Here is a 22,210-nt window from a genome sequence, read left to right as displayed (position 1 = left end):
TGCAATACGTTTGCCGCAGAGATTATGAAGGGGCTTCTCATGAGCACATCCGCCGACGCGACGTCACCGACGACGTCCTTGGCGAATCGCGCCTATGAGATCCTCCGCCACCGTCTCATCATGCTCGACATCGCCCCTGGCGATCCGATCAACGAGGCGGCCCTCAGCGCCGAGCTCGAGGTCGGCCGCACGCCGATCCGCGAGGCCCTCAAGCGACTCGAGCGCGATCACCTCGTCGTGTCCTATCCGCGGCGCGGCACCTTCGCCACCAACGTCGACCTCACCGATCTGTCGACGATCTCCGAGATGCGCGAAGCACTCGAGCCCATCGCCGCCCGGCGTGCGGCACGCAACCTCACCCCGGAGCGGCGCGCGGATTTCACGGCCTCGATCGCCGACCTCAAGGCACTCGAATCGACCGACGAGCAGCGCACGCTGATGGAACGCGACCTCGACGTCCACCGCCTCATCTACAGCTCAGTGGACAATCCGCACCTGTCGGAGACGCTGATCCGCCTCGACGACCTGGCCACTCGCATCTGGTGCCTCGTCATCCCGGGGATTCCGGATCTCGTCACCCACATCCGCGAGCACATCGATCTGCTCGAGGCCATCCTCGACGGCGACGAGGAGACTGTCGCCGCCCGCGCCGCCGAGCACGTCCGCGAATTCGACAAGACCGTCCGCACCACCCTGCGCTGAGTCCCCGCTTCACCCGCACGCAGTCCCAGACCCCACTGGAAACCAGCCGCCCAGAGCCGCACCAACAACGGCGCCGCTGCTGAACCTCGACCGCCATTGACGTGATCACATTCACACGCTAACGTGCATGAATGTGATATATCAGTTGTCGACCTGACTCCGTCGACCACCTCATTCCCTCAACGACGAAGGACTTCCATGGCTGAGACCTCCACTGCCGCCCATCTGGCCACGACCGAGAAGACCAGCATTCTGCGGGTCATCACCTATGCCGGGGCAATCATCGCGTTCCTCATCGGCTCGGGCTTCGCCACCGGTCAAGAGATCCTCCAGTACTACGCGTCCTACGGCTTCTGGGGCGTCTTCGGCACCGGTCTTCTGGTGCTCGTGCTCATCTCCTACGTCGCCGTCGAGCTCTTCCTCACGGGCAGGCGGGAGCAGTTCGAGAAACCCTCACGCGTCTTCTACTACTACGGCGGAAAGTACCTCGGCACGTTCTTCGACTACTTCTCGATCCTCTTCGTCTTCCTGTCCTTCACCGTGATGATCGCCGGTGCCGGCGCGGTCTTCGAGGAGCATTACGGACTGTCGAAGTTCATCGGCGGGATCGCCCTGGCCGCTGTCGTCTGCGCCACCGTGTGGTTCGGGCTGACGAGCCTCGTCGACGTCATCGGCAAGATCGGCCCGGTCATCGTCGTCGTCGCGATCGCCCTCGGCGTCTACGGCATCATGCGCGACCCCGCAGGCGTCTCCACCGGAGTTGAGATCCTGCCGAGCCTCGACGTCACTCAGGCGTCGTCGAACTGGTTCCTCTCAGGGCTGTCCTATGTCGGATTCTGCATGCTCTGGCTCGCAGCATTCCTCGCCGCCCTCGGCAAGACCGTGAAGAACCGGCGCGAGGCCACGGCCGGCGGCTTCGTCGGAGGCATTGCCTTCTCCCTGGCCTGCATGGTCGTCGGACTCGGGCTGCTGGCCAACATCGGCGAGGTCTTCGACGCCGAGATCCCGATGCTCGTTCTCGCCAGCAGCCTCGGACCGTGGATCGGGGCGCTCATCTCCGTGATGATCCTCGCCGGAATCTACACGACCGCGATTCCGCTGCTGTGGACGGTGTCATCGCGCTTCTTCGACGACAAGACGAAGAAGTTCAAGTACGTGACAATCGCCCTCGCCTTTCTCGGCACGATCATCGGCCTCGTCCTGCCGTTCTCGCAGATGGTCAACATCGTCTACGTCATCAACGGCTACGTCGGCATCGTCCTCCTGGCGCTGATGATCGTCCGCACGATCCGCCACGTGGCCACCCACGGCAGGGTCTGAGCCGGAACATTCCCCTCGCCGAGGCGGCCCGATCCGTCCACGAGAAAGGCCCTGTCGGACCGAATGTCCGACAGGGCCTTTCGCTGTCAATCGCCGCGCGTCTGGGCTGATAGCGCTACCTGCTCGACACCCGTCCGAAGAGATTCGCGATCGGGGCGAGCAGCAGCGGCCTGGCCGCGAACCAACCGGCCACGACCACGACCATCGCGATGAGGAACCAGACGAGTCCGGCCCAACCGAGCATCTCGGTTCCCGCGAACATGTAGCCGAGGTTGTGCCGCAGTCCGGTCGTGAACACGAGGAACACGTGGACGAGGATGAAGAACACGAAGAACAGCATCGTCGGGAAGTGGATCGCCCGTGCCAGCGGCGCCGGGTAGATCTTGTTCAGCGTCGAAGCGTTCTTCGGCCACCATTCGCTCATCCGCACACCCGTGATCGCGGCCAGCGGAGCGGCGATGAACACGATGATGAAGTACATCAGCTGCTGGAGAGCGTTGTAGTTGACCCATGCATCTTCCATCGGCCATTCCATCGTTCCGTACTGCAGCGCCGCCGACAGCGCGTTGGGGAACACTTCCCAACTGGTCGGCACGATGCGCGCCCAGTGCCCGGAGACGAAGAGCAGCACGACGAAGACCACACCATTGGCCAGCCACAGCAGATCGAGACTCGTGTGCAGCCAGAGGTTGATGCTGATCTTCTTCCCACCCTTCTTCGGGGTGTAGAACGCCGGCGGCTTCTGCTGATGACGCACCTGCAGACCCGAACGGATGATGAGCACCATGAAGAAGATGTTGAGGAAGTGCGTCCACCGCACCCAGCCCGGGAAGCCGGGCTCGACGAATTCCGGGATGTGGTATTCGCCCGGGTAGCGTTCGAGGAACTCCGGCACGCCCGGCAGGGTCGTGACACCGCGCGCGGCGAGGATGAGGATCCCGGCCACGACGATGAGTCCGCCGAGTCCCAGTCCGACGAGCTTGGACCACTGTCCCAGCGACTTCGAACCGATCATGACCGGTTCCTTCTTCGCTGCAGGCTTCGCCGAGGCGGTGCTGCCTGAACTCGACGATGTGGCCTTCGCAGCCGGTGCCGTCTTCGCGGCCGGCTTGTCCGCGGTGCGAGCCGCAGCCTTGTCGTCCGACTTCGCTGCGGGCTTGGCCATCGGCTTGCGCTGGGCAGGCTTGTCCGCGGTCTTCGCCGCAGGCTTAGCCATCGGCTTGCGCTGGGCCGGCTTCTTCTCGGCTTCGTCGGATTTCTTCTCCGACGCCGAGGCGGCTCCCGCTGCTGCGGCACCTGCACCGGCAGCGGCTCCCGCACCTGCGGCTGCCGCGCCGGCACCGACACCGCCGATTCCGGTGCGTCGGCCCTGGGGCTTCTTCTCACCGGACTCGTCAGCTGCAGCCGGCTTCGCATCCGGCTTCGTCTCGGCCAGCGCCTGCGCTTCGTCGGCAGATTCGGCACCCGTCGACGTGGCGCCGGCGGCCTTCTCTTCAGCCGGAGCCGAAGCGGCGGCCGAGCCTGTGGCAGGTTTGGCAGCGTGTGCCGGAGCAAAGCCTTCCGGCGGCCAGGGGTCTCCCCCGGCGGTGCGGGGAAGTCCGCGGCGCAACGGTACATCGGAGAGTTCTCCGGAGCCCGAGCCGTTCGCGGCTGCTGCAGCCACACCGGCACCGGCAACGCCAGCACCAGCTGCGGCGGCCGCCGCAGGAGCAGCGGACGAGGATTCAGACGTGGAATCGGCTGACGTTTCAGCCGAAGCGGTTTCGGCAGGAGCGGATGCAGCTGCTGCCGGTGCAGAAGCGCCAGCCGAGCCGCCTGCGGCCTTGGCCCCGGCGGGCGCGAAGCCTTCCGGCGGCCAGGGCTCTCCACCGGCAACACGCGGCAGACCGCGACGCAGCGGAACCTCGGCGGTAGGAGCCGATTCGGCAGCGGGAGCATCGGCGGCGGCAGATTCTGCGGCAGCCGACTCATCGTCCGAACCGAAAGCGGCGACGGCAGCGCCGGCAGCCTCTCCGGCACCAGCCGTCGCGGCAGCGGCAGCCGGGGCAGCCGAGGACTGTTCGTCCGATTCAGCGGGCGCCGCGTCCTCGGTCGAATCCTCGACAGCGACATCCTCTTCGACTGCAGTCTCTTCCGGAGCCGACGGTTCAGCGGACGCAACGGGAGCAGCTGAGGCACCGGTGGCCTTCACTCCTGCAGGAGCAAGACCTTCCGGCGGCCAGGGCTCTCCACCCTCGACGCGCGGCAGGCCGCGGCGCAGAGGCACTTCGGCCGCAGGAGCGGCGTCGGCCTCAGGCTCACCGGCAGGAGTCGAGTCAGCCGACTCACCCGCGTCATCGGCACCGGCTGCGGCAACACCCGCAGCACCAGCGGCGACACCGGCAGCGCCGACGCCCGCCGCAACAGCAGCACCCGACGACGATTCGTCAGCCGATTCATCGACCGATTCCTCAGCGGCGTCCTCAACGGAGTCCTCAGTTGGCTCCTCCGCTTCAGCGGAAGCCTCTGCCCCCGTCGACTCCTCGGCGTCGGTCACATCGGACTCGGCCGCCTCGGCGGGGGAACCTTCATCCAGTTCCTCCGTCTCGGCAGTCTCCGGCAGCCACGACGCGCCCTCTTCCAAAGGTTCGCCGATGGTGCCCTCCGGGGGCCAGGGGTCTCCGCCTTCGACCCGGGGCAGACCCGAGCGCAGCGAACTGGAATAGGTTGCCATATCAGGACTTGTTCTCGTTCAGTGATTCGATGGCCTGGGGAACGACCTTGAACAGGTCGCCGACGACGCCGAAATCGGCGATGTCGAAGATCGGGGCTTCGGCGTCCTTGTTGACCGCGACGATGGTCTTCGAGGTCTGCATACCGGCCTTGTGCTGGATCGCGCCGGAGATGCCGAGAGCCACGTAGAGCTGCGGGGACACCGACACACCGGTCTGGCCGACCTGGTGCGACTGGGCGATGTAACCGGCATCGACGGCCGCACGGGAGGCACCGACGGCAGCGCCGAGGGTGTCGGCGAATTCGCCGACGAGCTCGAAGGACTCCTCCGAACCGACGCCGCGACCACCGGAGACGACCTTCTGCGCGCCGCGCAGCTCTGGACGCGAGGAGGTTTCGACGACGGCTTCGAACGAGTCGATCGCGGCCGAGCGCTTGCCGGAATCGGCGACCTCGAGGGCCTGCGTGTTCGCTGACTGCGCTTCTGCGCGAGCCTCGATCGAGCCCAGGCGCACGGTGACGATGGGGGCACCGAAGGTCGGGGCCGAGGAGGCGGTGTAGCCGCCGCCGTAGACGGAGTGGTTGGCCACGATGCCCTCGGAGTCGCGTTCGAGTCCGGTGGCGTCGGCGGACACGGCCGATCCGCTGCGCACGGCGTAGCGACCGGCGATGTCACGACCGTCGAGAGTATTGGGCACGAGAACAGCGTCGGGAGCGGTGAGCTCCGCGGCTGCGGCCACGGCGTCGACGGCCGCGGTGCCGAGGTTGCCCTCGGTGGCTGCGGCGGTCAGGGTCGCCACGGCGCCGAGTTCGGCGGCCTTGTCGGCAGCGGCGTCGGCGCTGCCGGCGGCGAGCACGAGGGCGACGGGTGAGCCGATCTCAGCGGCACCGCCGAGCAGTTCGGCGGCCGGCTTCTCCAGCTGGCCTTCGGCATCGGCGGTGAGGACGACGAGAATGGAGTCCTGCGGGAATTCTGACATGACGATTCTCCTTAGGCCAGACGGTTCTTGGTGAGGTACTCGGCGAGTTCGACTCCGCCATTGCCTTCGTCGACGACCTTCTCGCCGGCTTCGCGCGGCGGCTTCTCGGCGACGGTGACCATGATCGAGCGGGCCACGGACTGGTCCTCGGCGTCGATGTCGAGATCGGACAGGCTGATGACCTCGAAGGGCTTCTTCTTCGCTGCCATGATGCCCTTGAAGTTCGGGAATCGGGCCTCGGGAAGCGCCTCGGTGATGGAGATGACGGCGGGCAGTTCGGCCGAGACCTGCTGCTTGCCGCCTTCGACCGCGCGGGTGCCGGAGACCTTGCCGTCGGTCAGTTCGACGGTCGTCAGGCCGGTCACGTGCGGGTAGTCGAGGTGCTCGGCGAGCATCGCCGGCATCATGCCGCCGTTGCCGTCGGTGGAGACGTTGCCGGTCACGACGAGGTCGAACTCACCGCGGCGCAGAGCGGCGGCGAGCACCTCGGCGGTCAGCCCGAGATCCGCACCGGCCAAACCTTCATCGGCCACGTGCACGGCATTGTCGGCACCCATGGCCAGACCCTTGCGGATCGTCGCGGTCGCGGTATCGGGCGCCATCGAGATGACGGTCACCTCGGTGTCGCCGTCGGAGTCCTTCTGCGTCAGGGCGACCTCGAGGGCACGCTCACCGATCTCATCGAGGACGGCTTCCGAGGCGCCGCGATCGGCGAGCCCGGTTTCCAAGTTCAACTTGCGGTCGCCGTACGTATCCGGGACCTCTTTGACCAACACCGCGATCTTCAAGGATGACTCCTTAGGTTCGTGAAGCAGTTCCAGCTGCGTGAGACTTTCGTCTCATAATCTACAGGTGGCTGATTTCCGTCCGTTGACCGGGTCCGGGTTAGAACCGATCATGTCCATCACCCATGGTACGTGGTAGGCACCACAGATATCTCCGTTACTGTACGAACGATCGACAGAATTTGTCCAGTGCGTCGGACTCTGTAACCTCGTGCACTTCCCCCACCGAGGTGGTCCCCCTGTCGTCGACGTCGGGACCTCGACGCGGGGTCGTCCCATCGCCGAGGCGGGGCCCTAGAATGGGACGCAGACCGACCAGTCCTGCCGGTGGCCATCGCCGCCCCTCCGTGCGAGTGCATCCGGGCAGGCTGGACGCAGAGGTCGCAGGCAAGACGCAGACATCAATGGTGAAGGAGCGCCCCGTGGCATTCGACCTCGACGACATCGACCGCAGCATCATCGCCGCCCTCGTCGAGGACTCGCGCCTGAGCGTGCGCCAGTTGGCCGAACGCGTCCACATCTCCCGCTCCGCCGCGCATAAGCGCTTCACCACCCTCATCGAATCGGGTGCGATCAGGAAATTCACCGCCGAGGTGGACCGCGAGGCCCTCGGCATGACCGTGACTGCGGTCGTCGTCGTCAAGATCGGCGAGCGCCCCTGGCCGCAGGTCCGTGACGACCTGGCAGCACTCCCCTTCGTCGAGAAGGTTCAAGCCGTCAGCGGGGACATCGACGCCTTGGTGACGGTCAACGCCCCGGACAACACCGCACTGTCGCAGGTGATCCTCCGCCGCATCCACGAAGTCCCGGGCGTCGTGTCCTCCCGCTCGCTCCTCATCCTCGATGAGGCCGAGGGCCACAGGCCGGGCGCCGGCTGAGTAGTGCGGCTCAGTCCTTCTGGTATTCGGTGATGGCTTTCTCGGCAAGGTCGAGACCGTAATCCGCGTCGGCGTATCCGGCGATTGTGGCTTTGCCGATCGGATAGACGTGTCCGGCCCGGACAGCCGGGAGGTCTTTGAACACAGCCGAGTCCATGAGCGCCTTCGTCAACGAGTCATAGTCGCCGCGCAGGTCCGAGTTGACGAAGATGATGTCGGCATCGGACAGACTGCGGTCGAGGACTTCCAGCGAGATCTGAGCTTCGGGCTCGACGGTCCCTGACTTATTGCCTCCCTGTTCGGCCTTGCCGTACTTCTTCACCATGGCGTCCTCGTCGGCCGACCAATCGAACCCGAGTGGGGACAGAATCGTGCCGAGCATGTTCTCACTGCCCCACAGATATGCCGAGTTCTCCTCGAAGGAGGACACCACTCCGATCGTGGTACCCTCGGTGACCTCGGAATGCTTTTCGCCGAGCTGCTTCTGCCGAGCAGTGAATTCTCTGTCGAGTTCGTCGAGCTGATCGGTCTTGTTGACGGCGTCTGCGACTTCCCCAACACGCTGCTGCCAATTCGCGCGGTCTCCGCCGCGCAGGGTGAACTGGTAGACGGGTGCGATCTCCTCGAGCTGCTCGATCATCTCCGGTTCGAAGATGTTCGGGGACAGGATGAGGTCGGGTTCGGCCTCGGCGAGCTTCTCGAGGTCCGGCTCCTGCTGACTGACTGTGGGGATCCCCTCGAGTTCATCGAGCCACTCCTCGGGCACGGCCGGATCCTGGTACTCGCCCTGCGCCACGGGAGGCGCGTCAAGATCCATGAGGGTCTCGGTGGCGGCGTAGTGCAGTGTCGCGACGGCCTTCGGAGCCGCGGGCACTTCGACCTCCGCGCCGGTCGCATCGGTGACGGTGCGCGTCTCGGAGGCAGCGCCCTGGTTTGCTTCCTCACTGCCGCCTGCGCATCCGGCGAGGAGAGCGAGGCCGGTGGCTCCGGCGATGGCAGCAGCGGTCAGGCGCGTCAATGACATACGTTTGTCCTTATTCTTCTTTGATCTGGTGAACGTCCGGGTGAGGCGGCCAGGCCCCGGAGAGGCAGTTCAGGAGCATGCGGCGATCACGGCCGATCGGAACCGGCCGAACCCCCATCCGATGTCTCTCACCTGCACGTGCGCGGCTCCGAGCTTATGCAGATCCGTGACGAGCTCGCCGCTGGTCAGCGACGGATTCCCGGTGGTGGCCAGGACCGTGATGAGTTCTTCGGCCTGATGGTCGTCGGTCTCGGCATCATCGGTGAAGGGTTCGACGATCACCAGGGTCCGGCTCGCGGCGAGCATCCGGTCCAACAACGAGGTCACCTCTGTCCGAGATCGCCCCGTCAATCCGGCGATCACGAGGGTGCAGTCGACATCCGGCCAGGGTCGTCGACCGGACAGGCCCTGTGCGCCGGGAGTGTGGATCGTCCGCCCAGAGTGCGAGGCCTTCCTCGTCAGGGCGGCGGCCGCCTCGGCGTCGACATCACCGACGACGGCGAGGCTCTCGGCCGAAGCCACGGGTTCGAGGTCGAGGATGAGATCGAGGACATACTGCAGGTGGTCGAGGCTGCGTCGCCGGTGGGCGGAGTCGAGTTCGGAATCAGCGTCGCGCTGGGCATGCCAGGTGGGAGCCTGAATCGTCGAGGCGCGCGAAGTGCGGGAGGCGAACCCGCCTCTGAGCACATCGATGAGGTCGACGAGGGAGAACAGGTCGAGCAGCGCCGCATCGCTCAGGTCAAGTCCGTCGGAGGCACCGTCGCCTGTGAGGACCGCTCCGGTCGGGGTGTTGCGGTAGTTCTCCTCCTCACGCGCAAGGAGCCCGAGGGAGCACATAGCCGTCAGCACCGGGCGCACACGGTCGGCATCGATATCGAGTTCGGCGGCGATCGCCTCGGCGGTGGCGACTCCGCCGGCGATGAGGTCGTTGATGCCGAGGGTGACGGCTGTCCGGGTGATGATCGCGGGGAGCAGTTCGGTCATTTCGTGGACCTGGTGGAGGACCTCGAGAGTTCCGTCCGGTTCGGCGCTGCCCTCGCTGCCGGCTGCTGCAGAAGGGGCCGAATCATCGGCCGGGCCGGACTCGGCCCCAGATCCCTCGAGCGTGGCCTCGGGCGTGGAGGCGACTGCCGCACTTGGCGCGGCGGGACGAGTCGGCATCTTCCGCCAGTAGCCGACGACCTCGACGTCCGCTTTGGGAAGGCCGATCTCCCGGCGCAGGTAGCGGCGGATGGGGGCGATGGTCAGCGTCTCGCCCGCGCACCAGGCGAACGTGCGTCCTTCGGGCAGATCGAGATTCTTCACGGCGTCGAACATCAGGCGCGATTCGCCCGGTGCGGTGGATCCGCGGATGAGCCAGTCGATTTCGACATCGGCTTCGGTGGGGATGTCTTGAATGTCGTCGGAGGTGGGCACTTCGATGATGATGTGACCGCGGGTGCCAGCAGGTGCCTCTTCGAGCCAGCGCCCGACAGCGGGCAGCGCCGTCTCGTCGGCAACGAGGAGGTGGAAATCGATGCCGTCGGCCAGCCCGGCGCAGGTCTTCGGTCCGGCGAAGCTGATCCGATCACCGACCGCGACGCCGAAAGCCCAGTCAGAGGCCAGTCCGGAGTCATGGCGCACGATGTCGATGCTGAAGGAGTTCGTCTCGTGGTCGACGCTGCGAACAGTGTAGTCGCGGGCACGGTTGAGCGCTTCCCGATTCCAGTTGAAGCGGAACTCCTCCTGCTCGCCGATATCGAGGGATGAGCCGTCGGGCGGGGGAATGACGAGTTTCACGTGATCGTCGAAACCCTCGGAGCGGAATGCAGGCCGTGCAGCCTCGCCGACCCCACCGGCCGCCAATTGATCGCCTGCCACTGTCAGGCGTCGCATGTTCGGGGTGATGTCGACGATGCCGGTGACTTCCACTTCTCGCAGGATGATCGGCAGCACCTGCAGAGGCCTGGAAGTACGCGGCATGTATTCAGCTCCGAGGGTTCTTGACGTATGAAACAGCGAGAAACAGAGAAGCCGGACCCACAACTTCAAGCAGGTGTGTCAACTGCCTTAGGCAAGACCGATGTTCCCTATATCTCATAGGTGAGCCTAACCTGAGATCGCAGCAGGTGCAACCATTTATTTTCAACACCGACCAGAGGCCGCCACCTCAGTTCGCTCCGACACCCCTGGTCTCGCCTCGTCTTATTCGCGCGGTCCCGACAGCAGCATGAGCGCGGCACCGGCGACGATGCGCTTGTACACCGGCTCGGCTGACAGCGTGTCTCCGTCGGCCATGAGGAGCCCGAGCTCGGTGAGCTCCTGCAGTTCGTCCTCCAAGAGCGTGGAGAGCCGTTCGCTGCGCACCTCGCCGAGGTCGAGTTCGGGGCGTTCCGGTGCCGAGTCGGGAGTGAGGATCTCGATGAGGCGCTGGGCGATCGTGATCGCCGGGGCGCCGTAGTCTTCTCCGGGAACGAGGTTGATCACGTCGAGCAGCCGCTCGTAGATGAAGGCGCCGATGACCGGCAGTGCGGTATCCGCGCTCACCTCACCCTTCTTCCACTCGTCGGCAGCGCTTCCCGGGCGGACCTTGGTGCCGGTGATCTCGGTGATCTCGGCACTCTGCATCACGGCCCACATCGCTTCGAGGACGGGCACCTCGTCGGCGCTGCGCGCATAGTTCACACCGTCTTCATAACGGGCGTTCGACGCAACTCCGACGGCTTTGATGCCGAACTTTTCGGCCGCCTCGGCGATATCGGCACGCTTCACCCGCCCCGTACCGGTCAGCGGCCGGGACTCGCCCACCCAGTCGAGGATGCCGACCACGCCCTCGACGAGGCGGTTGTGCGGCAAAGGCTGCGCGAGCTGCTCCTCGCTCAGAGCATTGGCTTCGACGGCGGCCATCAGCGCCGAGGGCAGCGGATCGGTGCGCATGCTCGCGGCCTCGGCGCGGGCCCGGGCAGCACTCCAGCGTTCGGGGTTCTCGCCGGTGTCCATGCGGAAGCGGAGATAGTTGTCGAGAGCTTCGAGGCTGTCGAGGAAGATCACCGTCGAAGGCGATTCGCCATCGGTCTTCTCCGCTTCCTCCTGTCCGTCGACTGCGAAGCTTTCAAGGACGTCGAGGAGGTCGTCGATTCCCTCCGGTTCGTCGATATCTGCGCGGGAGGACACGGCGATGCAGAACAGGAGATGGGCGATGTCGAAGACCTCTGAGTCCTCATCGACATCATCGTAGGTCTCGGCCAGCCAGTCGCGGAAGCGCTGGTAGAGCGGCATCTCGTAGACGGTCTTCTCGACCTCGTCCATTCGTGCATCGATGCCCTGCGGGTCAGCGTTGGGATTCGCCTGTGCACTCGCCTCGGCGCTCGATCCGCCGAGCCACTCCGGCAGGCCCTGTTCTGCGGCAGGGCCGTCCTGGACGTCCTGGTCGCCCTGGAACACTCGGCCGGTGGAGCCGTAGGTGCCTTCAACCGGTTCCGGATAACCGTCGAGCGGCAAGAGCTCGTCGACGACTTCCTGCTCCGAGACCTTGTTTCGCTTGGCCAACCGCGCGACCGCGGCGGCTACGGCGAGCATGGCCCCTTCGAGGACGGGGAGTCCGCTGTTGTTGGTGATGAGGCGATCGAGGCTGTCGACGACGCGACCCTTATGTGCCAGGGCGAGGATGTCGCGGGCGACGTTGCGGGATTTCTTCGCCGACCACTTCGGTGCCATCACTCCGCCGAGCTTCGGCCCGTGCACGTCGTCGGTGAACCATTCGTCAACGAGGCCCATCGCCGCCCCGGTCACCTGCGCGACGCTCGGGCTGAAGTCCTCGGGATCGGAGGGCAGGGAGGCCACAACAGCCTCGGCGGTTTTGATGTCGCCTTCGGCAAAGGCCACGGAGAACGACCGAAGCTTCCCCAGAGCCAGCCCGCGGTGGGCACCGACCGGGGTGAATAGTCGGCGGTTGTATTCCACCTGCGCCTTCTCCATGGCAATGTGCAAGTCGGCTTCGGTGAAGTCCGCATTCGGATCATCGATGTCGATTCCTTCGGCCTTGAGGAACGGCGCCAGCTCCCGCATCATCCGATCGGACATTCCGGGGTCGTGGCTGATTTTGCCGCCCGCTGCCATTCCGTGGAATTCGGGACCGTCGAAGAAAGTAGACACGCATTGCTCCTGCCGAGGATGAACTGAAGCAATAACGGTAACAAGTCAGACCTCGTCGGCCGCACAACTGCCCCGGCATGGCCCCGCGGCTTCACCGAGATCACATTTCGGGAGTCGGCGGTACCGCACACAGCTCTGCGGGCCCGGTCGGTGTTCACGCCCTGGTCAGCGCTCAGCCCCTTGACGATGCGAGGGTCTTCCGCACCGCTCTGATGGTCAGCTCGAGAGACTGGGCGCGCGCGGTCGGATCGTCGACGCCGACGCTCACGCTGTAGAGGTGTCCGGAGCCGATGGTGAGGTAGACGAACGCCGCCGCCCATCCGATCGGCACTCCTTCATCGATGGACCCGTCCGCCTGCCCTCTCGCAATGACGGCCTCGAGGGGATCATCTTCGTCGCCCGCAGATTCAGCACCCGACCGGGACTCGGCGGCCGCCTCGGCGAAGGTCTCATCGGTGATGATCGGGTTGTCGGCGAAGAGCAGGGTGAGCACATCGGGCAGAGTGAACAGCTCCGCACAGATCCGTTCGAGCGCAGCCAGCCCGGTCCCTTCGCCGGGACGGGCCTTCATGACCGCCTCACCGAATCGCCGGGCCCCGAGCCTCGCCGCCGCGCCAACGAGAGCTTCCCGTTCACCGAAATGTCGGTAAAGAGTGGTGCGGCCGACGCCGATCGACTGCGAGAGCTCGATCATCGACGCTTGCGGGTTCGCGGCAAGGTGGGTCAGTGCCTCGCTGACCAGGGCCTCTCGGCCCAATCGACGCATTCCCTGCACCGGCACAACCCCTCCCTGACTCTGCGAACGATACAGAGCAGTCTACTTGTGGAACACGTGTGTTCCACTTTGGTATCATGGAGTACCGACAACGCCTTCGAGGATCGAGCACGTGATGGATCAGCCCCAGCAGAAGAACGACTCGGCAACCCAGCGGCCCCACGCCCCTGCGACGTTCGCGCTCAGTCGGACCGACGTCGTCGTCATCGGCCTCGTCTGCATCGGCATCGGCGTGGCTCTCGGCTTCTTCCTTCCGGCCCTCGGATCGCTTGCCGCAACATTTCCCATTCCCTTCGGGGACGTCATCGAGAAGCTCAGCCGCTTCGACCAGGCGTGGGTCGTCATCGCCCGACCGATCATCGGCGGAGCACTCGGACTCATCGCCGCCTTCTTCATCGCCGCCTCGACGACTCCCCTGATCGTCGACGAACACGGAATCACCATCGGCCGAGACGACGACCACCCGCTGCGCATCTCCCGCGCCTCGTTCTCGACCGCGTACTTCACCGACGGCAAGCTCGTCGTCGTCACCGAAGGCGGGCATCAGGCCTTCAAGGGCGATGTCGAAGGCAAGAAGGCTGCAATCGCCGAGGCCTTCACCTCCCGCGGCTACCGGTGGGGAGAGATCTGAGGGCCGCGGCGCCGAAGGTTGGGACGGCGTACATCGCCCCGCTCGGAGAGGACTTCTCACCGAGAGCTGATGCGATCGACGGGAGGAAGTAATCCAGAAGTGACGAGCTGGCGAGGGCGATATCGATAAGGCTTTTCAACGTCCTCGATGCCAACCCTGCGGTCGTCGTCCACAACCGCGACAACGAAGATTGCCGAGCCAAGCCGACACCGCTGCTCTCTCGTCGGCACGAATGAGAATCGGCCCCGAAATATTGTTCTCCGAGGCCGATTAACAATGTGGGAACGCAGGCAACCACGCGGCAAGAAACGCAATCTCTCATACACGTCCACATGCTTGCTAGACGCAACGTCCCGGTTTCAGACTTATCCGCGAACCAGGGTAGAGACCCCGAAAGCATCTAGCGCTGAGAACGTTCCCAAATACAACGCGCATAATTCGATGCCGAAAGCTGAATAGTCCATGGCTTCAGCTGTGTTTAGTGTGACAGTTGCGTTTCTTTCTTTTACTGCCGTTTTAGCCCAGTCACTGTAACGGCTTTCGTCAGTTGCACGGCCCGGTTCTTCGGGTGCCAGCCCTGCCACTTTCCTCCATATCGGACTGCACCCTGCTTATTGCCGGTGTGGAACCACTTGATGCTCTTCCACTTCCCGGACAGAGAGCCAGTTCCTTTGAACCCGTAGTAATTAGAGCCCCTCATACAGAAATATCCGCTCGCCGCCGAACACCCAGGGCCGACAATTGATATCTTGTGGGCCGAGATTGTGGTTTCCAGTTTTGCTGCGACGATCTTCCCGTTGTCAGGATCGACCACTACAGTTGCCGGAGCTCCCGACTCGTCAATCTCTTTGACCTTGTCAGGGTCGGTGGTCGCACCGGGTACAAGCTCCAGCGGGTCTGCTTCGGCACCGTCTTTCAGTAGCGAATCAACTCGAGCGTCTTCATCTGCAGGCGAAGACGCTACCGGCTGGATGTCTTCACTCAACACTGCCGATGCTGGTCCCGCGGCGAACGTTGAACCGGCGACCAGGGCAAGCCCACCAACAATTGAGACAAGCTTCTTCATAATTATCCGTTCTATCCAGTGTGGCCGGAGTCCAATCATCGTATTCGACTCGACCCATCTATGTTCGTTCCCTATCTGCGTGTCTGAAGTATTGACACTTGGGGCATAGTCAGCTCTGCAGCTGGCCTTGATCCCCTTTTTGTTTAGTCTTCCGAATCTGGATCGCTACCAGTCTTCCCACCAGCATTCCCACTACAATCCCGACCCATCCGATTACGACCGTCGCTGAGTTGAACTGTGCTCTGCCCAGCGGGATAACCATGTACTGGACAAGTTCGACAGCAAGCGACAGTAACGCTGCAATGGAAGCGGCCCTGACAATGTGGCGGAACCGAAGGAACAGTCCACTAGCTACCCCTAATGGCGCAAAAAGCAACAGGTTCATCGACTGCCAATTGACCGAGAATAGCGCCCCTGGGGCCGGGAACGACCACGCCCAGACTCGGGTCGTCGTCAAACCATCGTTCAATCCCGGCGCGTGCCCTGACGGTGTCACTGTCGCAGCGATCACAACGGACACGCTCGCCATCCAGAAGAACACGATTACTGGATGCTCTCGAAGCCGTCGGCCAACAGGCTTTGCGATTACTGCTGCAACGATCACACCAACTGCCGCGACCGGAAGTGCGTAGGGCAGTGCAGTTAGATATCTAAGCATTTACAGTCCTGTACAGAACGTCGTTCTCGTGTAGTAGTTCTTGCCCGAAATCGTGTCTTTCATCAGAGCACGAGCGCATGGCCGTTTGCTGCTCAACGACGCAGAGCCCGAGAACGTCGCTGTCTTTGTTTGCTTCGACTTCATCTTGTAGGTTCCGGACCACGACACCGGGCCTTGAGCTCCGCCCTTCTTGTTGACCGCCTGGAATCCGAACTTAACCGAAACCCCCGAACCTTTCGTCTTCTTGTACGTGACTTTGGCCTTCGAGACACGGTTGCCATTGGAGTAGACCTGGGCGTTGAGAGAGCCGTTCTGCACGTCGTTATATCCCGCGTTATACCAGGTGTAGCTTGCTGCTTCAGCGTTGGTTGAAACCCCCAGCGTCAGGGCCGCTGCCGCTACCCCTGCAATGAGCATCTTCTTCACATGATTCCTCTCTGCTGGAACTCCGGTAGTTCTCAGCCGGTATAGAGGTTATGTTCATACTCGGCCCCCGCACATCCCCCAAAAAGATGAAATTGCACAAGAAATGTTGATCTACTGCGCTGGACTTGCACGCACGGCTGTGTGAAAGAGCCCTCACCGCCCAGCCAAACGTCCACTCGGCCTGCCGGAACCGGTCCCTTCGTCCCGAGTTCGCGACACGTTTGGCCGCCCGTCCTCACCTGCACGTCAGCCGTGGAATCGTGACTCGGCTCACGCCACCATGGGGCCATGACCATTGACGTTCCCACCACAGGCCGTTCACTGCCCCAGCTGCAGCCGATCAGCTTCATCGGCGCAGATGGCCGGCTCACCGACACTCCGACCGAAGGGCTGCGGATCCCCAGCGATGCCACCCTCACCGGTCTCTACCGGCAGATGGTCCTCGTCCGCCGGTTCGAAGCGCAGGTCACGCACCTGACCAGACAGGGTAGACTCGCTACCTATCCCTCCGCGGCAGGTCAGGAAGCCGCCGAGGTGGGGGCCACCACCGCGCTGGCCCCGAACGATTGGCTCTTCCCCACCTACCGCGACTCGGCCGCGCTGCTGACCCGCGGAGTGCCCGTCGCCGAGATCCTCGCCGCCTTCCGCGGAGACTGGCACTGCGGTTTCGATCCGCACGAGTATCATGCCTCACCTGCGGCGACACCGCTGGCGACGCAGACTCTGCATGCCACCGGATTCGCGATGGCCGCGAAGCTCAAGGGCGAGGATGCAGCGACTCTGACCTTCCTCGGCGACGGCGCCAGCAGCGAAGGCGACACCCACGAGGCATTCAACTTCGCCTCCGTCTGGCAGACGCCGACGGTCTTCGTGCTGCAGAACAACCAGTACGCGATCTCCACTCCCCTGCGGGAGCAGACGAACGCGACGATGCTCGCCGACCGAGCCGCCGGCTACGGAATGCCGGGCCTGCGCGTCGACGGCAATGACGTCGCCGCCGTGTTCGCCGCCGTCTCGACCGCTCTCGAGCGCGGTCGAAACGGGGACGGTCCGACCCTCATCGAGTGCCTCACCTACCGGATGGAGTCGCACACGAACTCCGACGATCCGACGAAGTACCGCGACGCCGAGGAGGTCGAGCACTGGAAGCAGTTCGATCCCATCGACCGTCTGGAGAAGTACCTGCGGTCGACCGGTGCACTCGACGATTCGTCAGTCGCAGAGGTCGCCGAGGCGGCCGAGACTCTGGCCGCGTCCGTCCGCGATGCGATGAACCAAGAGGCCGAGGTCGACCCGCGCGAGCTCTTCGCCCACGTCTACGCGACCCCGCGCACGGGCCTTGCCGAACAGCAGCAGGTCCTCGAGGCCGAACTCGCCGGTGCCGAACTTGCCGCAGCAGGGCAGGCATGAGCGTCGAGACGGGCACCACCCCGACCACGGATCCGACCGCGGTGAACGACGAAACGGGCAGCGCCGCCTCGGCGAACGATGGGGCAAGCACGGCGACCGCGAACGGCACAGCGGCATCGGACGCTGCACCCGCCCCGTCGTCGGTGACGATGACGAAGGCCCTCAACCAGGCGCTGCGGGATTCCCTGGCCGACGACGACACTGTGCTCGTCTTCGGTGAGGATGTCGGCCGCCTCGGCGGGGTCTTCCGGGTCACCGAAGGACTGCGGGCCGAATTCGGGTCGAACCGGGTGTGGGATTCCCCGCTTGCGGAGTCCGGCATCATCGGCACCGCGATCGGCATGGCGATGAACGGCATGCGGCCGGTCGTCGAGATGCAGTTCGACGCCTACGCCTACCCCGCGTTCGAGCAGATCGTGTCCCATGTGGCGAAGATGCGGAACCGGACGAAAGGCCGGGTCAGCCTGCCGATCACGATCCGGATTCCCTATGCCGGCGATATCGGCGGAGTCGAGCACCACTCGGATTCGTCCGAGGCCTATTGGACGTCGACGCCGGGTCTGACCGTCGTCACGCCGTCGAATCCGGCCGATGCGTATTCGCTGCTGCGCGAGTCGATCGCCTCCGATGATCCGGTCGTGTTCATGGAGCCGAAGTCCCGCTACTGGATGAAGGAGACGCTGAGTCTGCCGGTGACGACGGCGCCGATGAATCGGGCGCAGGTCATCCGCGAGGGCACCGACGTCACCCTGCTCGCCTATGGTCCGACGGTGCGGACGGCGCTCGATTCCGCCGAGGCCGGGGCCGAGCACGGACTGTCCATCGAGGTCATCGACCTGCGCACGCTGTCTCCGTTCGATGATGAGACGGTGTCTGAGTCCGTGCGCAAGACCTCGCGCGCGGCGATCATCCACGAGGCCGCGCAGTTCGGCGGATACGGCGCCGAGGTGGCCGCCCGCCTCACCGAACGCAACTTCACTTACCTGTCGGCCCCGATCCTGAGGGTCGCCGGGTTCGATGTGCCCTATCCGTCGCCGAAGCTCGAGGAGTTCTACTTGCCCACCGTCGAACGCGTGCTCGATGCGCTCGAGTCCTGGGATTGGGAGCTGTGATGAGTGCTGATCTGAATACCGGGATGCGCGGGACTGGCACGCGCGAGTTCATCCTTCCCGACCTCGGCGAAGGCCTCACCGAGGCGGAGCTGATCTCCTGGAAGGTCGAGATCGGGGACGAGGTCCACGTCGATCAGATGGTCGTCGAGGTCGAATCCGCGAAGTCAGTCGTCGAACTCCCCTGCCCGTACGCCGGGAGGATCGTCAGCCTTCACGCCGCCGCTGGGGACACCGTCAGTGCAGGTCAGGCCCTGCTCTCCGTCGCCGAGGCGGGCGCGAGCGCAGACGACAGCGCCGGCGAATCGAGCGGGGCGAACCTCATCGGCTACGGTACATCGGAGCCGAAGACCCGTTCGACGAAGAAGCGCTCGTTCGGCGGCAAGCACACAGCTGTTCCGGCCGCGACATCCACCGTGACCCCGGGCGCCGCCCCGGCCGTCCCGACAGTCATCCCGGACGCTCCCCTGCAGCCGCCGACAGAGAAACAGACTCCCACCGATGACTCGTCGAAGACCGCCATCGGAGAGTCGGCAACGGCCGCCGGCGAGCAGGTCTCCCCCGTGTCGTCTCCCCTCGTGCGCAAGCTGGCGAAGGATCACGGCATCAGCGCCAAGCACCTTCCCGGCAGCGGTCCCGGTGGGATCGTGACCAGGGCCGATGTCCTCGCTGCGATCGAGTCGGGCACGGCTGCGAACGTCGACGCGGCGAGCGCTCACGTCCCCGCGGGGACGTCACCGGCCGGCGAACCTCAGTCGACCACGGAACGCAGCACCACCTCGGCGGGGGCATCTTCCCTCGTCGGGCGGGCGGACCGCGATACCCGCACCCCGATCACGGGGCTTCGGAAGGTCGTCTCCGAACGCCTCACGAAGTCGCGACAGGAAATCCCCGAGGCCACCATCTGGCTCGATGTCGATGCCACCGAGCTGCTGGGCACGAAGCGCGCGCTCGAGGCGCGCACCGGTGAGAAATATTCGCTGCTGTCCCTCGTCGCCCGCTTCGTCGTAGCAGGTCTGAAGAAGCACCCGATCATCAACTCGTCGATCGACACGGCCGCCGGCGAGATCGTCACCCACGGGGACATCAACCTCGGTCTGGCCGCGCAGACCCCGCGCGGACTCATGGTCCCCGTCGTCCACGGGGCCGGCGAGATGAGCCTGCGGCAGCTGCGCGACTCCGTGTCCGAGACCGTCGGGAAGGCGGCCACGGGGAAGTTCGATCCGTCGGAGCTGTCCGGCGGCACGTTCACCCTGAACAACTACGGAGTGTTCGGCGTCGACGGTTCGGCCCCGATCATCAACCTCCCCGAGGTGGCCATGCTCGGTCTCGGCAGGATCAAGGACCGCCCGTGGGTCGTCGACGGTGAGCTGACGGTGCGCAAGGTGATGTACCTGTCCTTCGTCTTCGACCACAGGGCGTGCGACGGTCAGGAGCCGAGCGAGTTCCTCACCTTCGTCGCCGACTGCATCGAGAACCCGATCTCCCTGCTGCCCGAGCTCTGAGTCCCGCCGAGCCGTAGCTTCCAGTTCGGAGCCGGCACGACGCTCGTTCAAGCGGCATCGCACTTGTCGATAGGTACACCGTTCGACAAGTGCGGGCCGCCTTGAACGACGCTTCCCGCACTGCACTTCACCGCTGCGGTTCCACACTTCGGACGGCCATTCCGTCTGTGACTCACAGCACTAACCTTGCCGAGTCCGCTCACCGCGGACGCGAACGCAAGGAAACGAGGTTGAGCATGTCACGGAACCCCAGTTCGGTACGCCAGGCGGGGTCGCCTCGGCGGCGGTATTCGCTGGTCCTCCTCATCGTTCCCGTGGTCCTCTACGCCCTCACCCCGGTCGTGGCGAACTCGGTCGAGCCGCGCATCGCCGGATTGCCGTTCATCCTCGCCTATACGATCGCGGTCACGATTCTCACCTGGTTCTTCGTGTGGATGACCGCTCGCGGCGACCGGTACTACCGGCACGATCTGCCCGAGCACATCCCTTCCGATGTCGCCTTCGGTGAGGACCACGAGATCGAGGAGGCCGGGAAATGAGCACCTCCGCGATCATCGCCTGCATCATCTTCGGCCTCGCCATGCTCGCGACCATCGGCATCGGCATCTGGTCCGGCCGCGGCCGGGAGAAGTCGCTGGACGAATGGTCGGTGTCCGGACGCGGGCTGGGCTTCGTCTTCATCCTGCTGCTCATGGCAGGCGAAACATATACGAGCTTTTCGTTCCTCGGCACGGCCGGTTGGTCCTACTCCTACGGGGTGCCGATCCTCTACCTCATCGGCTACCTGAGCATCGGTCTCGTCGTCGCCTATCTCGTCGGCCCACTGTTCTGGACCTACGCCGCCCGGCACAAGCTCGTCAGTCTCTCCGACATCGTCGAACACCGATTTCGCTCGCGCGGGCTGGCGATCCTCGTGGCTGTCCTCGCAACGATCTTCATCGTTCCCTACATCCAGCTGCAGATCCAGGGCATGGGTGCGGTCGTCAACGCGATGAGCTACGGAGCGATCGACCTCAAGATCGCCGCCATCGTCTCCTTCATCGTCGCCGAGGCGTTCATCCTCTTCTCCGGTCTGCGCGGTTCCGCCTGGGTCAGCGTCCTCAAGGACGGACTGGTCATCCTCGCTGTCGCGTTCCTCGCGATCTACGTGCCGCTGCACTATTTCGACGGCCTGGCTCCTCTGCTTGACCGCGTCGTGAGTGAGAAATCTCAGTGGCTGACCTTCCCCGGCGCAGGCGATGGCATCTACGGGGGTGCATGGTTCATCTCGACGATCATCCTCAACGGGATCACGATCACCGTGTTCCCCACGTCGATCGCCGGCTACCTGTCGGGCACCTCGGCGAATGCTCTGCGACGCAACTCGATCATTCTGCCGTGGTATCAGCTGCTGCTCCTCGTGCCGATGATGGTCGGTGTGGCTGCACTCTTCGTCGTCCCTGCCCTCAAAGACGCCGACCTGGCCCTGTTCTCCGTGGTCATCGATTCCCTGCCCGCGCCGATCGTCGCGATCATCGGCGTCGCAGGCGCGCTCTCGGCGATCGTGCCGATGAGCGTGTACATGCTCTCGATCGGTTCGATGTGGGGACGGACTGTCTTGGGCGGCGGCTTGGCCGGACCGAAGAACGCCGCTTCGATGACTCCTGAGCAGCTGAACGCACGGGGCCTGCGGCAGAAGACACTGTCCCAGTGGGTGTGCCTGGCCGTCGGCATCATCGCCCTGATCATGAGCCTGCTCATGCCGGATGCGCTCGTCGAGCTCTCCGTGCTCAGCTACGAAGGACTGGCCCAGGTCGTGCCGGCTGCGCTGCTCGCTCTCTACTGGCCACGGATGTCGAAGCAGGCCGCTGCGGCGGGCCTCATCGTCGGCTCGATCGTCATGGTTGGCCTCCACTACACCGGCCATGATCCGCTGCTCGGCATCAACGGCGGCCTCTGGGCTGTCGCGGCGAACCTCATCGTGGTCGTCATCGTCACTCTGGCCAAGCCGGACCCACGGTGGGTGCCGTCAGCCCAGCGGCAGACGCGCACCGAGGCGGTTGCCGGCTGAGGCGGCGAGGGCTCCGACCATCTTCACATCTCGTTCAAACGTCCA

The 22,210-nt window shown here is 64.6% G+C and carries 19 protein-coding genes; 9 read left to right on the top strand and 10 right to left on the bottom strand.

Annotation, left to right across the window (positions count from 1 at the left end):
* Window positions 1–39 precede the first annotated feature (39 nt).
* Window positions 40–702 (top strand): GntR family transcriptional regulator, encoded by a 663-nt coding sequence (locus AC239G_RS00660; RefSeq protein ID WP_172172964.1) that lies wholly within the window; start codon window positions 40–42, stop codon window positions 700–702.
* 198 nt (window positions 703–900) lie between these two features.
* Window positions 901–2,022 (top strand): YkvI family membrane protein, encoded by a 1,122-nt coding sequence (locus AC239G_RS00655; protein ID WP_487489568.1) that lies wholly within the window; start codon window positions 901–903, stop codon window positions 2,020–2,022.
* A 115-nt stretch (window positions 2,023–2,137) separates the two neighbouring features.
* On the opposite strand, the gene AC239G_RS00650 is transcribed toward AC239G_RS00655, so the two are convergent.
* From AC239G_RS00650 to AC239G_RS00640, 3 genes are read right to left on the bottom strand one after another with little or no spacing between them, the layout of a single operon-like run.
* A complete protein-coding gene (locus tag AC239G_RS00650) occupies window positions 2,138–4,735 on the bottom strand; it encodes a cytochrome b/b6 domain-containing protein (protein WP_487489567.1) in 2,598 nt (865 codons plus the stop codon).
* A 1-nt stretch (window position 4,736) separates the two neighbouring features.
* Window positions 4,737–5,714 (bottom strand): electron transfer flavoprotein subunit alpha/FixB family protein, encoded by a 978-nt coding sequence (locus AC239G_RS00645; protein WP_181271139.1) that lies wholly within the window; start codon window positions 5,712–5,714, stop codon window positions 4,737–4,739.
* 11 nt (window positions 5,715–5,725) lie between these two features.
* On the bottom strand, window positions 5,726–6,502 hold the full coding sequence (locus AC239G_RS00640) for an electron transfer flavoprotein subunit beta/FixA family protein (protein WP_139467716.1): 777 nt from the start codon (window positions 6,500–6,502) through the stop codon (window positions 5,726–5,728).
* 419 nt (window positions 6,503–6,921) lie between these two features.
* Here AC239G_RS00640 and AC239G_RS00635 point away from each other — a divergent pair, with 419 nt between their 5' ends.
* The gene (locus AC239G_RS00635; protein ID WP_009883814.1) at window positions 6,922–7,377 is read left to right on the top strand and encodes an Lrp/AsnC family transcriptional regulator; all 456 of its coding nucleotides are present in this window, start codon (window positions 6,922–6,924) and stop codon (window positions 7,375–7,377) included.
* A 10-nt stretch (window positions 7,378–7,387) separates the two neighbouring features.
* On the opposite strand, the gene AC239G_RS00630 is transcribed toward AC239G_RS00635, so the two are convergent.
* From AC239G_RS00630 to AC239G_RS00615, 4 genes are all read right to left on the bottom strand, one after another.
* Window positions 7,388–8,401 (bottom strand): ABC transporter substrate-binding protein, encoded by a 1,014-nt coding sequence (locus AC239G_RS00630; protein WP_181271140.1) that lies wholly within the window; start codon window positions 8,399–8,401, stop codon window positions 7,388–7,390.
* A 69-nt stretch (window positions 8,402–8,470) separates the two neighbouring features.
* On the bottom strand, window positions 8,471–10,363 hold the full coding sequence (locus AC239G_RS00625) for a siderophore-interacting protein (RefSeq protein WP_259358107.1): 1,893 nt from the start codon (window positions 10,361–10,363) through the stop codon (window positions 8,471–8,473).
* Window positions 10,364–10,585: 222 nt separating this feature from the next.
* Window positions 10,586–12,535 (bottom strand): hypothetical protein, encoded by a 1,950-nt coding sequence (locus AC239G_RS00620; RefSeq protein ID WP_487489566.1) that lies wholly within the window; start codon window positions 12,533–12,535, stop codon window positions 10,586–10,588.
* A 172-nt stretch (window positions 12,536–12,707) separates the two neighbouring features.
* Window positions 12,708–13,316, bottom strand: a complete 609-nt coding sequence (locus tag AC239G_RS00615) for a TetR/AcrR family transcriptional regulator (protein ID WP_229664026.1) — start codon at window positions 13,314–13,316, stop codon at window positions 12,708–12,710.
* A gap of 109 nt (window positions 13,317–13,425) precedes the next feature.
* Between AC239G_RS00615 and AC239G_RS00610 the strand changes: the two genes are divergently transcribed.
* Complete coding sequence (locus tag AC239G_RS00610; protein ID WP_181271232.1) at window positions 13,426–13,941, top strand: YqeB family protein; 516 nt, start codon at window positions 13,426–13,428, stop codon at window positions 13,939–13,941.
* A 505-nt stretch (window positions 13,942–14,446) separates the two neighbouring features.
* Here the strand turns inward: AC239G_RS00610 and AC239G_RS00605 are convergent.
* The 3 genes from AC239G_RS00605 to AC239G_RS00595 form a co-directional block, all read right to left on the bottom strand.
* Complete coding sequence (locus AC239G_RS00605) at window positions 14,447–15,007, bottom strand: hypothetical protein (RefSeq protein ID WP_062860487.1); 561 nt, start codon at window positions 15,005–15,007, stop codon at window positions 14,447–14,449.
* A gap of 109 nt (window positions 15,008–15,116) precedes the next feature.
* On the bottom strand, window positions 15,117–15,536 hold the full coding sequence (locus AC239G_RS00600; protein WP_482401768.1) for a VanZ family protein: 420 nt from the start codon (window positions 15,534–15,536) through the stop codon (window positions 15,117–15,119).
* A 129-nt stretch (window positions 15,537–15,665) separates the two neighbouring features.
* A complete protein-coding gene (locus AC239G_RS00595; RefSeq protein ID WP_039211600.1) occupies window positions 15,666–16,091 on the bottom strand; it encodes a hypothetical protein in 426 nt (141 codons plus the stop codon).
* A 288-nt stretch (window positions 16,092–16,379) separates the two neighbouring features.
* Here AC239G_RS00595 and pdhA point away from each other — a divergent pair, with 288 nt between their 5' ends.
* The 5 genes from pdhA (at window position 16,380) to AC239G_RS00570 (ending at window position 22,165) form a co-directional block, all read left to right on the top strand.
* Window positions 16,380–17,501 carry a pyruvate dehydrogenase (acetyl-transferring) E1 component subunit alpha gene (gene pdhA / locus AC239G_RS00590; RefSeq protein ID WP_181271144.1) on the top strand — a complete coding sequence of 374 codons (1,122 nt, stop codon included), beginning with the start codon at window positions 16,380–16,382 and terminating at the stop codon, window positions 17,499–17,501.
* Window positions 17,498–18,613 (top strand): alpha-ketoacid dehydrogenase subunit beta, encoded by a 1,116-nt coding sequence (locus AC239G_RS00585; RefSeq protein ID WP_181271145.1) that lies wholly within the window; start codon window positions 17,498–17,500, stop codon window positions 18,611–18,613. Before pdhA ends, AC239G_RS00585 begins: the two co-directional genes overlap by 4 nt.
* A complete protein-coding gene (locus AC239G_RS00580) occupies window positions 18,613–20,115 on the top strand; it encodes a dihydrolipoamide acetyltransferase family protein (RefSeq protein ID WP_487489565.1) in 1,503 nt (500 codons plus the stop codon). Before AC239G_RS00585 ends, AC239G_RS00580 begins: the two co-directional genes overlap by 1 nt.
* A gap of 236 nt (window positions 20,116–20,351) precedes the next feature.
* A complete protein-coding gene (locus tag AC239G_RS00575) occupies window positions 20,352–20,654 on the top strand; it encodes a DUF3311 domain-containing protein (protein WP_259358100.1) in 303 nt (100 codons plus the stop codon).
* Window positions 20,651–22,165, top strand: a complete 1,515-nt coding sequence (locus AC239G_RS00570; protein WP_181271147.1) for a sodium:solute symporter family protein — start codon at window positions 20,651–20,653, stop codon at window positions 22,163–22,165. The genes AC239G_RS00575 and AC239G_RS00570 overlap by 4 nt, the downstream gene beginning before the upstream one ends.
* The last annotated feature ends 45 nt before the right edge of the window (window positions 22,166–22,210 follow it).

This window comes from Brevibacterium sp. Lmc1 (assembly GCF_057654315.1).
This window is presented reverse-complemented; position numbering and strand designations above follow the sequence as displayed.

What these genes read in the sequence shown, in the direction of transcription:
- AC239G_RS00660 (WP_172172964.1), top strand. Translation starts at nt 40, where the DNA reads ATGAGCACATCCGCCGACGCGACGTCACCGACGACGTCCTTGGCGAAT.
- AC239G_RS00655 (WP_487489568.1), top strand. Translation starts at nt 901, where the DNA reads ATGGCTGAGACCTCCACTGCCGCCCATCTGGCCACGACCGAGAAGACC.
- AC239G_RS00650 (WP_487489567.1), bottom strand. Translation starts at nt 4,735, where the DNA reads ATGGCAACCTATTCCAGTTCGCTGCGCTCGGGTCTGCCCCGGGTCGAA.
- AC239G_RS00645 (WP_181271139.1), bottom strand. Translation starts at nt 5,714, where the DNA reads ATGTCAGAATTCCCGCAGGACTCCATTCTCGTCGTCCTCACCGCCGAT.
- AC239G_RS00630 (WP_181271140.1), bottom strand. Translation starts at nt 8,401, where the DNA reads ATGTCATTGACGCGCCTGACCGCTGCTGCCATCGCCGGAGCCACCGGC.
- AC239G_RS00625 (WP_259358107.1), bottom strand. Translation starts at nt 10,363, where the DNA reads ATGCCGCGTACTTCCAGGCCTCTGCAGGTGCTGCCGATCATCCTGCGA.
- AC239G_RS00610 (WP_181271232.1), top strand. Translation starts at nt 13,426, where the DNA reads ATGGATCAGCCCCAGCAGAAGAACGACTCGGCAACCCAGCGGCCCCAC.
- AC239G_RS00605 (WP_062860487.1), bottom strand. Translation starts at nt 15,007, where the DNA reads ATGAAGAAGCTTGTCTCAATTGTTGGTGGGCTTGCCCTGGTCGCCGGT.
- AC239G_RS00600 (WP_482401768.1), bottom strand. Translation starts at nt 15,536, where the DNA reads ATGGCGAGCGTGTCCGTTGTGATCGCTGCGACAGTGACACCGTCAGGG.
- pdhA (WP_181271144.1), top strand. Translation starts at nt 16,380, where the DNA reads ATGACCATTGACGTTCCCACCACAGGCCGTTCACTGCCCCAGCTGCAG.
- AC239G_RS00585 (WP_181271145.1), top strand. Translation starts at nt 17,498, where the DNA reads ATGAGCGTCGAGACGGGCACCACCCCGACCACGGATCCGACCGCGGTG.
- AC239G_RS00580 (WP_487489565.1), top strand. Translation starts at nt 18,613, where the DNA reads ATGAGTGCTGATCTGAATACCGGGATGCGCGGGACTGGCACGCGCGAG.
- AC239G_RS00575 (WP_259358100.1), top strand. Translation starts at nt 20,352, where the DNA reads ATGTCACGGAACCCCAGTTCGGTACGCCAGGCGGGGTCGCCTCGGCGG.
- AC239G_RS00570 (WP_181271147.1), top strand. Translation starts at nt 20,651, where the DNA reads ATGAGCACCTCCGCGATCATCGCCTGCATCATCTTCGGCCTCGCCATG.